Genomic DNA, 11474 nt, shown 5'->3' on the forward strand with positions numbered 1-11474 from the left:
CGAATCCGTGTTACCCCGCTTCTCCCTCCGGGCTCTGCCGAAGCGCCTCGGTGACGGAACTGAACATCGTGGCCTTGATGGCCCCGAGAGTCTTGCGGTCTTTGCCGAGGATCGGCCGCAGACGCTCCACCGCAGCCGTGATGACCTCCGACTCCGGCGCCGTCGCGTCCACGAGCCCGGCCTCGCTGGCCTCCGGACCGGGGTAGCGGTGCCCCGTGCTCATCGCGGTGATGGCGGTCTGCGGGGAGGTCTTGGCCTGGATGAGCGCGGCCATACCGACGGTGAACGGGATGTTGATGTCGACCTCCGGGAAGCAGAAGTAGCCCCGGTCGGCCCGCATCACCCGGAAGTCGTGGGCCATGGCGAGCATGGCGCCGGCCCCGAAGGAGTGCCCGTTGACGGCGGCGACCGTCGGCAGGGAGAACGTCAGGACGCGGCTGAACAACTGCTGGACCCGGTCGACGTACCAGTCCAGCCGATCCGGGTTGGCCATGAGCCACTCCAGGTCCAGACCGTTCGAGAAGAACTTGCCGGAACCGGCGGTGACCAGTCCTCTCGCGGAGGTCTCCACCTCGTCCAGTCGGGCGTTCACGGCGTCGAGGAAGTCCGGGGACATACGATTCTCGTCGTCCCCGAGCGTCAGGACGGCGACGTCCTCGTGCCAGCTCAGTGTGGGGGTCATTGGTGGTGGTCCTCTCTGTCGATGAAATCCGATGATCGGGTCGGGCCTACCGGGCCGCCCGCGTCGAGTGGCGGTCCCAGGGCGAGCACGGCGCGCACGCAGGCGGCGATCCGCTGGCGGGCCGACGCGTCCGGGTCCCGGCGTCCGCGGAGCAGCAGTGCTGTCGGCAGTTCCACGACGCAGTCCCTCACGACGTCAACGCAGGCCCGGTCGCCTCGGCCCCACAGATCGCTGGACAGCGCCACGAACAGGTCGGCGAGCTCCTGGTCGAGACCGTCCAGTTCCGCAGCCAGGTCGTCGGGCAGGTCGGCGGACCCGAGCAGCTCCGTCCGGCTGACCGCGAGCAGGAACCGCCCCGATTCCGGGCGCTCCGTAAGGAACCGTGCGGGGGCATCCGCTGCAGCGACCACGGCGTCGATCGCTGCGTCGGCCACCGCGTCGACCACCGCCGTCGACCCCGGGCCCGGGCCCGGATCAGGGGTGGACGCCAGGGCAGACGCCCGGGCGGCCCGCACCATGTCCTGCTGCAGGGCGAGAAAGCGCCGGGCCGCGCGGAGCCAGACACGCCCGACCAGACCCGCCCGCGAGCCGAACGCGTTGTAAATGGCGCCGTTGGAGACCGTCGTCAGATCGGAAATGGCGCGAACCGTGACGGCAGCAGGACCGGACTCCAAGGCCAGTCGCTCCGTGGCGTCGAGCAGCCGGTCGAGATCGTGGACCCGTGGGCGAGGCATGCGTCAGACAGTAACAGAGCGACTGCTCTCAAACGGTCGGTGGCCGGGTTACCGACCGGTCCCCCGGCACGGCACGGCCACCGCGCCGCGGACAGACGAGAGCCGCCGCCCGGTACGGATACCGGGCGGCGGCTCTCTTCACGTGGGGACGGGGACGGCCTCGTCGTCGTCCCCTCGGCCCCTCGTTTCCCCCGTCCTCCCCGTCGGCCCAACGAGAAGAGCGCCCCGCGCACGTGCCTCTCGGGCGATGTGCGCGGAACGCTCTTGGCGACGCTCGAAACGCTACTTGGCCAGCAGCTCCGCGATCTGGATGGTGTTCAGCGCCGCACCCTTACGCAGGTTGTCGCCCGAGACCACCAGGTTGAGCCCCTTGTTGCCCTCGATCGACTGATCCTGACGGATGCGACCGACCAGCGACTCGTCGATGCCCGCGGCCTCGAGCGGCGTCGGCACGTCCACGACCTTCACGCCCGGCGCCTTCGACAGCAACTCGCGCGCCTGCTCCGGCGTGATGTCCTCGGCGAACTCGGCGTTGATGGTCAGCGTGTGGCCCGTGTACACCGGCACGCGCACGCAGGTGCCCGCCACGGGCAGCCCCGGAATATCGAGGATCTTGCGCGACTCGTTGCGCAGCTTCTGCTCCTCGTCGGTCTCCTCGGAACCGTCATCGACGATCGCACCCGCCAGCGGCAGCACGTTGAACGCGATCGGCGCCACGTACGGCCCCGTCTCGCCGGCCTGCAGCGCGCCGCCGTCATGCACCAGCTCGTGCCCGGCCGCCACGTTGTTGGTCACCTGGTCGTTGAGCGTGTCCACGCCGGCCAGCCCCGAACCCGACACCGCCTGGTACGTCGACACCACAAGCCGCTTCAGCCCCGCCGCGTCGTGCAGCACCTTGAGCACCGGCATCGCGGCCATGGTGGTGCAGTTGGGGTTGGCGATGATGCCCTTGGGAGGGTTCTTGGCCGCGCCCGGGTTCACCTCGGCGACCACCAGGGGAACGTCCGGGTCCTTGCGCCAGGCGCTGGAATTGTCGACGACGACGGCGCCGGCAGCCGCGAACCGGGGCGCCTGCTCCTTGGACATCGTGCCGCCAGCCGAGAAGAGGGCGATGTCGATACCCTGGAGCTCCTCATCGGTGGTGGCCGCGGTGTCCTCCACGACGATGTCCTCGCCCCGGAACGGCAGCGTGGTCCCGGCCGACCGGGCGGAAGCGAAGAACCGGACCTTGTCGGCCGGGAAGTCCCGCTCCTCGAGCAGGGCACGCATGACGCGCCCCACCTGGCCCGTGGCTCCGACTACGGCGACAGTGGTCATCTGCGAGGTCAACTCCTGAAAGTCTTGTCGTCCCGGCCCGTCGCGGACGGGTGCTCCGCCCTGCGCTCGACCGACCGGCGAGCCATCATCCTACCGACCCCGCGCCTACCGATCTGAGGCGTGCGTCACGGGGCCCGACGGCGGCGCCGAGCAGCGCCCCGTCAATAAGCGGGTTCGGCCCGTCAATAAGCAGGTTCGGCCCTCATCGCGCGAGAAGGTGGTGCGCCGAACTCTCTTGAGGACGGAGGGGCGTGGGGCGAAGTGACGGGAGTTCGTCCCGCGGACCGAATCATCCACAGGCCCTGCACTCTCCACAGACCATGGCCATTCGGGCCAGCGTGGACGGGGTGGTGGCGTTGTCGTCGTCGATCCTTGTCCCATGCGCGACTTTCGGCCACCACAACGGACCCGCGACCTCATCCCCGACCTCGGGCGGCGGCTCGGCACGAGCGGCTACAACCGACTCCACCGGGGACTCTGGATCCCGCACGGGATCGACGAGACGGATCCGATGGTGCAGATCGCCGCGATCTCGGCGCTCTGCCCCGACGCGGTGGTGACCGGCTGGCTGGCCGCCGAAGCTCACGGGCACAGGGGCGCACCGCGCGACTACATCGACGAGTTCGCTTGTGGCACACGACGTGTCGACAGGCCCGGGATGATCGGACGCCAGTACACGATCCCGCGCGAGCACACCGGGACACTGACGTTCGGCCCCGACAGGCTCGGCCGGATAGCCTCGCCGGCGTGGGCCTTATTCGACATCGCACGGCGGGACAATCTGACCAACGCGGTCATCGCCCTCGACGGATCGCCGAGAATCGGCGTCGATCCCGAGCGAGATGTCAGACCGCTCGCAGAGACCCCACGACGCCTGCCGGGCAAGCGGCGGGCCCTCGCTGCGCTCGAGCTCTGTGACACCGGGGCCATGGACTCTCCCTGGGAGACCCGCACCCGACTCTTCCTGCACAGGCACGGATTCGAGGGTTTCGAGACTCAGGTGTCGATTCCCGGACTCCCCTACAGGCTCGACCTGGGGAATCGGCGACTGAAGATCGCGGTCGAGTACGACGGCGAGTATCACCGGGCGCCCGACCAGCACGCCAGGGATCTGACGCGATGGAATCGGATCCGCAAGCTCGGCTGGCTGCACTACCCGGTGACCACCACGATGATCACCCGCGACGAGCATCAGACCGCCGCCGACATCCGGCAGGGCGTCCGAGCTCGCGAGGGCAATCCGCCGGGCGCGACGGGGTGAGCGACCCGGGCTGCCAGGCAGGGTCAGCCAACTCGGACCTGGCCACACCAACGAGCAGAGGGTTCGGCACACACGCACTCGGGCGATGTGGGCCGAACCCTCTGATCGACGGGGCCGCCGTAGGATGCGCCGCCGTAGGACGGGCCGCCGTGGGATTGGCTGCGACGGGAAACCGCCCCAGCCCGCCGAAACCTAGCGGCCGGTGCCGGCGTAGACCTGCGCCTCCTCCTCGCCACCGAGCTCGAAGGCGTCGTGCAGCGCGCGCACGCAGTCGTTGAGCTCCTCCTCGCGGACGAGCGCCGAGATCCGGATCTCCGAGGTGGAGATGAGCTCGATGTTGACGCCCGCCGCGGAGATGGCCTCACAGAACGTCGCGGTGACGCCCGGGTGCGACTTCATCCCGGCGCCGACGAGGGAGACCTTGCCCACGTTGTCGTCGTAGAGCACCTGGTCGATGCCCAGCTCGTCCTTGGCCTTGGTCAGCACCTCTGTCGCCTTGGCGCCCACCTCGAGCGGACAGGTGAAGGTGATGTCGGTCTTGCCGGAGGAGCGCGACACGTTCTGCAGGACCATGTCGATGTTGATCTCTGCGTCGGCGACCATGCGGAACACCTTGGCGGCGTAGCCGGGCTGGTCGGGGATGCCGACCACCGTGATCTTGGCCTCCGAGGCGTCGTGTGCGACTCCGGTCAGCAGTGCGTCTTCCACGGGGATGTCCTCCACATTTCCCGCCACGAGCGTGCCGGGGTCGTTCGAATACGAAGAGCGGACGCGCAGCGGCACCTGGTTGCGGCGTGCGAACTCGACGCTGCGCAGGTTGAGGATCTTGGACCCGACGGCCGCCATCTCCTGCATCTCCTCGTACGAGATGGTGTCGAGCTTGCGGGCGTTGGGCACGATCCGCGGGTCGGCGGTGTAGATGCCGTCGACGTCCGAGTAGATCTCGCACACGTCCGCGCCGAGCGAGGCGGCCATGGCCACCGCGGTGGTGTCGGAGCCGCCGCGTCCCAGCGTCGTGACGTCCCGGGTCTCCCTCGACACGCCCTGGAAGCCGGCGACGAGCGTGATCTTGCCCTCGTCGAGCGCCTCGCGGACGCGGCCCGGGGTGATGTCGATGATCCGGCTGTTGCCGTGCCGGGTGGTGGTGATGATCCCGGCCTGCGACCCGGTGAACGAGTACGCCTCCATCCCGAACGAGCTGATGGCCATCGCGAGCAGCGCGTTGGAGATCCGCTCACCCGAGGTGAGCAGCATGTCCATCTCGCGCTGCGGCGGTGACGGGCAGACCTGGTCCGCCAGGTCCAGCAGCTCGTCGGTGGTGTCTCCCATCGCCGAGGCGACCACCACCACGTCGTTCCCGGCCTTCTTCGTATCCACGATCCGTTCGGCCACCCGTCGGATCCGTTCTGCGGACTCCACGGAGGAGCCGCCGTACTTCTGCACTACCAGTGCCACGCGGTCACACCCTTCCGGTGCTGATCGGCTTTTTCCGGTGTTGTTCGGCCTAACGCGTGCCCACTTTACGGGAGGTGTTTACTCGTCATAGATGACGGAAACCTGGGCGGCAGTTCTCCTGGCCCTCGCGTCCGCCCTCAGCCAGGCCCTCGGGACGGTGATGCGCCACCGGACGATGGACCGCGCGGGGGGCCGGCTCGAGGGCCGGTTCGGCGTTCTCGCCAGCCGTTATTGGTGGTCGGGGATGCTCATCAGCCTGGCCGGTTTCGCGTTCCAGGGCCTGGCGCTGGCGTTCGGTTCGCTGATCCTCGTCCAGACGATCTCGGTCACCTCACTCATCTTCGCGTTGCCGCTGGGCGCGTGGATGAACCACCGCCAGGTGTCCAAGACGGAGTTGTTCTGGGGCCACGTGCTGACGGCGTGCGTGATGGTGTTGGTGATTTTCGGCCGCCCGACCGGGGGTGAGGCGCATCCGACCCTCTGGGAGTGGGTGCTGGCGTGTGTGGGTGGTCTCGTCGTCGTCGGGATCCTCCTGCGCTTCGCGCGGCGCCGGCACTCCAACGGGGGCCGCGCGGTGCTGTTCGGCGTGGCGGGTGGCGCGGCGTTCGCGTACGTGGCGCTGTTCACCAAGGGCGTGACGCAGCGCTGGCACGAGGGTGGCGCGTGGGAGGTGGCCACGACGGGCGAGGTGTACGCGCTGGGGGTCGCGGCGGTGGCGGCGTTGACGTTGCAGCAGATGTCGTTCGAGGCGGGAGCGGTGCACCAGGCGGTGCCGGCGTCGACCGTCACGACGCCGGTGATCTCGCTGGTGTTGGGCGTGCTGGTGTTGGGCGAGCGGTTCCAGGTGGACGGCGCGCACCTGGTGCTGCTGGCGGCGACCCTGGCGGTGATGGCCGTGGCGACGGTCGCCCTGGCGCGCAAGGAGGTCGGCCCGGGGCCGCCCGGGGCCGGCCGTGTCGCCGTGGTGGGAGGTCGACGCAGCGCCGGCGTGGGTGGAGACGGCACCGTGGGCGGAGACCGTGCCGAGCGAGACCGCGCCGTGGGCGGCGACGGTCCCGCGGCGGGTGGCGACGGCCATGACCACGACGACGACAACGCCGCCACCGCCTGAACACGCACTGAGCAGAACGCGGCGGCGGAACTGAACGCCCCCTGCCACCTGCATCGCTCACATACACTGATTTTTATGCGCCCCACACGCCCCAGTGGCATCGTAAGCACCGTTAGTCACACGCGTCCCGCACGCCTGGGTCGACTTGCCGCTGTCGCCTCGGTCGTCGGCGCTGTCGTCGTCGGCACCCTCGTCGCGCCCGTCGCCATCACGGCACCCACCGCCGGCGCTGTGGTGGGCGGCACGGCCTCCGGCCCCGCGCCGTGGGCCGTCCAGATCACCACCTTCCACAACATCCCCGGGACGCCCTGTTCAGGCGTGGTGATCGACCCGTTCTGGGTGGCCACCGCCGCGCACTGCGGCCCGGCCGACCCGCGCGCGTTCACCCTCGGCTTCGGCAACATGGGCACCGTCGCGGGCGGCTTCGCCGAGACCGCCTCGCTCGCGAGCCCGACGATCGTCGGCGGGTTCGGGTCACTGGATACCGGCAGCCTCGGCCGACACACCCCTGCGGCCGCCTACCACGCGCCCGCCGGCGACCTGATGCTCCTCAAGCTCCGCCACCCCGCGCCCTCCCCGGCCGTGCTGCGCGCGGGCGCCGACCCCGCGCCCGGCGCGATCCTGCGCTTCCACGGCTTCGGCGGCGTCGCACCCGGTCCGCAGGCGCCGCGCTCGGCCGAGGTGCTCACCGGCCTGACCCGTCTCGAGCGGATGGAACCCCGCGGCGGTTCCTGGATCGGCCGCTCCCACACCATCCAGGGAGGCTTCGGCTTCGGCGACTCCGGCGGGCCCGTCTTCCACGGGGACCGCCTGGTGGGCATCCACTCCGGCTCCGACCACGCGCGCCGCCGAGCGGACGGCACCAACCCCGCCTGGTACGAGTCGACCCCCGCGCAGAACGGCTGGATCAACTGGATGATCGCCCATCGCTGATGCCGTTCAAAGGAGCCGGCGGAGCCCGCCCACCCGGGCCCACAACCACATCGCCATGTCGAACCGCCGCGGTTTTTGTCACACTGAGCAGATGACCCTGCCGGAGCTCGTGATCCGTCGCGCCTCGCGCGCCGACGTCGACCTCGTGCTGTCCGCCGGCGACCTGCTCGCCACGCCGCCCACCGCCGAGTGGACCCAGGACTTCCTCGACCGCGGCTCGAACATGCTGATCCTGGCCGTGTACGAGGACGTCCCGGTGGGGATGCTCGTTGGCGTGGAGACCGGGCACCTGGGCGAGAGCCCCGACCTGTTCGTCTACGGGATCAGGGTGCGCGAGGACCTCCGCCACCAGGGTCTGGCTCACCGGCTCGTCGACAAGGCCGTCGAGATCGCCGAGGAGGCCGGCTGCACCCGCGTGTGGGGGTCGGTGCACCGCTCGGACGCGGAGAACGAGCGTGAGCTCGGTCCCGGGTCCCCGTTCTCCGCGACCGACGAGGACGCCGATCCGGGCGCGCGGCAGGACAGCACCTCCAACCAGTCCACGACCTTCGTCATCCCGATCCCGTGACGGTTACCGAAACTGTGTATCGTGGCGGTCATGCAGCGCGTGCTCCTTCTTGGGTGCCGCGGCGGGGCCCGCTGAGGCGGACCGGCTCCCCGTCGCGGGATCTTTTCGCGCCGGTCCGGTTCCACTGATCGCACCTCTAGGGAAGTTGAGCCCCCGAAATGAACCCCGCTGACGCGTTCGTCTCCTCGTCGTCGACCATCACTCCCCCCTCCAAGCCCGGTCGCCCCGACCAGCCCGCGTGGAACACCCAGCGCGGCTCGTCCATGCCGTGGCACCGCTACCGTCCGTTCGCCGACGAGGTCGAGGACGTCTCACTGTCCGACCGCACGTGGCCGGACAAGATCATCACCCACGCCCCCCAGTGGTGCGCCGTGGATCTGCGCGACGGCAACCAGGCGCTGATCGACCCCATGAGCCCCGCCCGCAAACGCCGGATGTTCGAGCTGCTGGTGCGGATGGGCTACAAGGAGATCGAGGTCGGGTTCCCGTCGGCGTCGCAGACGGACTACGACTTCGTGCGCGAGATCATCGAGGACGACGCGATCCCCGACGACGTGACCATCCAGGTGCTGGTCCAGTGCCGGGAGGACCTCATCCGCCGCACGTTCGAGGCCTGCGAGGGCGCGACGAACGTGATCGTGCACTTCTACAATTCCACGTCGATCCTGCAGCGCCGGGTGGTGTTCCGTAAGGACCGCGACGCGATCAAGAAGATCGCCACCGACGCCGCCGAGCTGGTCAGCGAGATCGCGCGCGACTACCCCGACACCAACTGGCGCTGGCAGTACTCGCCCGAGTCGTTCACCGGCACCGAGCTGGCGTTCTCCAAGGAGATCTGCGACGCCGTGACCGAGGTCGTGGGCGCGACCCCTGAGAACCCGATCATCATCAACCTGCCGGCGACGGTCGAGATGGCCACGCCCAACGTGTACGCCGACCAGATCGAGTGGATGCACCGGAACCTGGCACACCGCGACGCCACCATCCTCTCGCTGCACCCGCACAACGACCGCGGCACCGGCGTGGCCGCCGCCGAGCTGGGCTTCCAGGCCGGCGCGGACCGCATCGAGGGCTGCCTGTTCGGCAACGGCGAGCGCACCGGCAACGTCTGCCTGGTGACGCTGGGCATGAACATGCTGACCCGCGGCGTCGACCCGCAGATCAACTTCTCCGACATGGACGAGATCCGGCGCACCGTCGAGTACGCCAACCAGCTGCGCGTGCCCGAGCGGCACCCGTACGGCGGCGACCTCGTCTTCACCGCGTTCTCCGGCTCGCACCAGGACGCCATCAACAAGGGCTTCGACGCCCTGCAGGCCGAGGCCGCCACGCGCGGCGAGGATGTCGAGGACGTCACCTGGGAGGTCCCGTACCTGCCCGTCGACCCGAAGGACGAGGGCCGAACGTACGAGGCCGTCATCCGCGTGAACTCGCAGTCCGGCAAGGGCGGCGTCGCCTACATCATGAAGAGCGACTACGGCCTGCAGCTGCCGCGGCGCCTGCAGGTCGAGTTCTCGCAGATCGTGCAGAACGTCACCGACTCCGAGGGCGGCGAGGTCACGCCCAAGGCGATGTGGGACATCTTCTCGCTCGAGTACCTGGACCGCGTCTCGCCCATGGAGCGCATGTCGCAGGTCCTGGTGCCCGCCGAGACCGACGACGGCGAGGACTCGATCGAGGCCGTCGTGAAGTGGAAGGGCGAGACCCGCGAACTGCTCGGCTCGGGCAACGGTCCACTGGCCGCGTTCGTGACCGCGCTCAACGAGATGTTCGACGACGAGGTGCGCATCCTCGACTACACCGAGCACGCGATGACCGCCGGCGACGACGCGACCGCGGCCGCCTACGTCGAGGTGCAGTTCGGCAACCGCGTGTTCTGGGGTGTCGGCCGGGCCGGCTCCATCACCACCGCGTCGCTGCGGGCCGTGGTCTCCGCCGTGAACCGCGCCTACGCCGACGAGGCGGACGCGGATCCGGCGACCATCGGCAGCACCGAGGGCGCGCGCACCTGGGCGCCCTGACGGGCCACTGGGAAGCCCGCGGAGGGTGAGCCCCCCGGCGGGTGAGCCCGCGGCGGGTCTGTGGGGAGCGCCTCGGGAGCCCGCGGCAAGCCCCTTCAGAGCCCCTCGGTGAACCCCTGGCGCCTCATTAGTCACATGTCTCACTTCGGTAACAGAGGTCTCGATTTGGTTACGCCAAGCGCGTAATGTGGCGGCCGTTCGCGCCGATATGCATGGCGTCTGGTCAACGCAACCCGTCTGGAGTTCCTCATATGCCCGTGTCTCGCCGTGGCTTTCTCACCGCCGCATCGGTCGGGGTCGGTGCGGCGGTCGCCTCGACCGTCCGCGGCCCCATCGCCGGAGCCAACCCGTTCGCCACCGGATCACTCGGCGCCGCCCAGGACCTGATGCAGTCGATCTCCACCGGCAGCGGCATGGTCCAGCCCAACGGCCCGCTCGGGTACGTGGGTGTCACCTTCCCGAGCCCCGAGCACATCGCCGGACGCATCCGGTTCGCGTTCCCCGACGGCTCGGTGGGCGACTGGCAGCCGCTCGAGTTGCTGGACTCCGCCCCGGACAGCGGCAGTGTGCCGGCCTCCGAGCTCGTCGCCGCCCCGCAGGGCGCAGTGGGCTACGAGGTGGACGCGGCCGAGGGCGCCGAGGCCACCGTCTTCAGTGACGGTTCGGACCAGAGGCGCGACTACAGCCTCGGCAGCGTCGGCGCCCTCGGCCTGCCCGTCATTCCGCGCGCCGCCTGGGGAGCCGGCGACGTCTCCGGCAACCGCTGGTCGCCGACCTACTTCCCCGCGCAGTCGATCACCATCCACCACACTGCCGGCGCGGTCGGCGCGGACCGGGCGGCCACGGTGCGTGCGACGTACAACTATCACGCCAACACCCTGGGCTGGGGCGACATCGGCTACCACCTGATCATCGACCCCGAGGGCCGGATCTACCAGGGCCGCGGCGGCACTCCGCTCGGCACTCCGGTCTTCCAGGTCCCGCCGGTCGCGGGCATCGCCCCGCCGGTCGTGACCGGCGGGCACGTCGGTGGGTTCAACAACGGCAACATCGGCATCAGTCTGCTGGGTGACTTCACCTGGTCCCCGCCGACCGCGGCTGCCGTGGGCGCCACCATCGACTGTGTGCGCGCGCTCTGCAACGCCACGGGGATCAACCCCCGCGGGGGCATCACCTACCGCAACCCGCAGGGTGGGGCCACGCGTCCGATGCCCGCGGTCTCGGGACACCGCGACTGGGGCGGGACCGCCTGCCCGGGCAACGCCTTCTACCCGCAGATGCAGTTCATCCGCGACCACGCCGCCAACGGCTGGACCCCCCGGGCCGTCTCCTCGGCCGCGTTCGGGTCCTAAGGCACCGCTGGCGTCACCGTCGGTCCGGGGGTCGTGCCAG

10 protein-coding genes are annotated in these 11474 nt (G+C 69.9%); 6 read left to right on the top strand and 4 right to left on the bottom strand.

The annotated features are described in order from the left end of the window. Positions 1-10: 10 nt before the first annotated feature. The 3 genes from K3888_RS14965 to K3888_RS14975 all read right to left on the bottom strand — a co-directional run bounded on the left by K3888_RS14965 (position 11) and on the right by K3888_RS14975 (position 2733). Positions 11-682: an enoyl-CoA hydratase/isomerase family protein gene (locus tag K3888_RS14965; RefSeq protein WP_230931081.1), complete on the bottom strand. Its 672-nt coding sequence runs from the start codon at positions 680-682 to the stop codon at positions 11-13. After that, entirely contained in the window at positions 679-1416 is a 738-nt protein-coding gene (locus K3888_RS14970; RefSeq protein WP_230931082.1) for a TetR/AcrR family transcriptional regulator, read from the bottom strand. The genes K3888_RS14965 and K3888_RS14970 overlap by 4 nt, the downstream gene beginning before the upstream one ends. 282 nt (positions 1417-1698) lie before the next feature. Then, on the bottom strand, positions 1699-2733 hold the full coding sequence (locus K3888_RS14975; protein WP_230931083.1) for an aspartate-semialdehyde dehydrogenase: 1035 nt from the start codon (positions 2731-2733) through the stop codon (positions 1699-1701). A gap of 379 nt (positions 2734-3112) precedes the next feature. On the opposite strand from K3888_RS14975, the gene K3888_RS14980 reads away from it, so the two are divergent. Beyond that, positions 3113-3994, top strand: coding sequence for an endonuclease domain-containing protein (locus K3888_RS14980; RefSeq protein ID WP_230931084.1), 882 nt, complete (start codon positions 3113-3115; stop codon positions 3992-3994). Between the two features lie 192 nt (positions 3995-4186). Here the strand turns inward: K3888_RS14980 and K3888_RS14985 are convergent, their stop codons facing one another. Next, the gene (locus K3888_RS14985) at positions 4187-5449 is read right to left on the bottom strand and encodes an aspartate kinase (RefSeq protein WP_230931085.1); all 1263 of its coding nucleotides are present in this window, start codon (positions 5447-5449) and stop codon (positions 4187-4189) included. A gap of 91 nt (positions 5450-5540) precedes the next feature. Between K3888_RS14985 and K3888_RS14990 the strand changes: the two genes are divergently transcribed. The 5 genes from K3888_RS14990 to K3888_RS15010 all read left to right on the top strand — a co-directional run bounded on the left by K3888_RS14990 (position 5541) and on the right by K3888_RS15010 (position 11434). After that, entirely contained in the window at positions 5541-6560 is a 1020-nt protein-coding gene (locus K3888_RS14990) for a DMT family transporter (protein ID WP_230931086.1), read from the top strand. Between the two features lie 75 nt (positions 6561-6635). Further along, the gene (locus tag K3888_RS14995; RefSeq protein WP_230931087.1) at positions 6636-7493 is read left to right on the top strand and encodes a trypsin-like serine protease; all 858 of its coding nucleotides are present in this window, start codon (positions 6636-6638) and stop codon (positions 7491-7493) included. Between the two features lie 91 nt (positions 7494-7584). Next, complete coding sequence (locus K3888_RS15000) at positions 7585-8061, top strand: GNAT family N-acetyltransferase (RefSeq protein ID WP_230931088.1); 477 nt, start codon at positions 7585-7587, stop codon at positions 8059-8061. Between the two features lie 158 nt (positions 8062-8219). Then, positions 8220-10082 carry a 2-isopropylmalate synthase gene (leuA, locus tag K3888_RS15005; protein ID WP_230931089.1) on the top strand — a complete coding sequence of 621 codons (1863 nt, stop codon included), beginning with the start codon at positions 8220-8222 and terminating at the stop codon, positions 10080-10082. A gap of 251 nt (positions 10083-10333) precedes the next feature. Beyond that, complete coding sequence (locus tag K3888_RS15010) at positions 10334-11434, top strand: peptidoglycan recognition protein family protein (RefSeq protein ID WP_230931090.1); 1101 nt, start codon at positions 10334-10336, stop codon at positions 11432-11434. Positions 11435-11474 lie beyond the last annotated feature (40 nt).

Origin of the sequence: Dietzia aurantiaca, assembly GCF_021033825.1 — a bacterium.
GTDB classification, from domain to species: Bacteria; Actinomycetota; Actinomycetes; order Mycobacteriales; family Mycobacteriaceae; genus Dietzia; species Dietzia aurantiaca.

What these genes read in the sequence shown, in the direction of transcription:
- K3888_RS14965 (WP_230931081.1), bottom strand. Translation starts at nt 682, where the DNA reads ATGACCCCCACACTGAGCTGGCACGAGGACGTCGCCGTCCTGACGCTC.
- K3888_RS14970 (WP_230931082.1), bottom strand. Translation starts at nt 1,416, where the DNA reads ATGCCTCGCCCACGGGTCCACGATCTCGACCGGCTGCTCGACGCCACG.
- K3888_RS14975 (WP_230931083.1), bottom strand. Translation starts at nt 2,733, where the DNA reads ATGACCACTGTCGCCGTAGTCGGAGCCACGGGCCAGGTGGGGCGCGTC.
- K3888_RS14980 (WP_230931084.1), top strand. Translation starts at nt 3,113, where the DNA reads ATGCGCGACTTTCGGCCACCACAACGGACCCGCGACCTCATCCCCGAC.
- K3888_RS14990 (WP_230931086.1), top strand. Translation starts at nt 5,541, where the DNA reads ATGACGGAAACCTGGGCGGCAGTTCTCCTGGCCCTCGCGTCCGCCCTC.
- K3888_RS14995 (WP_230931087.1), top strand. Translation starts at nt 6,636, where the DNA reads ATGCGCCCCACACGCCCCAGTGGCATCGTAAGCACCGTTAGTCACACG.
- K3888_RS15000 (WP_230931088.1), top strand. Translation starts at nt 7,585, where the DNA reads ATGACCCTGCCGGAGCTCGTGATCCGTCGCGCCTCGCGCGCCGACGTC.
- leuA (WP_230931089.1), top strand. Translation starts at nt 8,220, where the DNA reads ATGAACCCCGCTGACGCGTTCGTCTCCTCGTCGTCGACCATCACTCCC.
- K3888_RS15010 (WP_230931090.1), top strand. Translation starts at nt 10,334, where the DNA reads ATGCCCGTGTCTCGCCGTGGCTTTCTCACCGCCGCATCGGTCGGGGTC.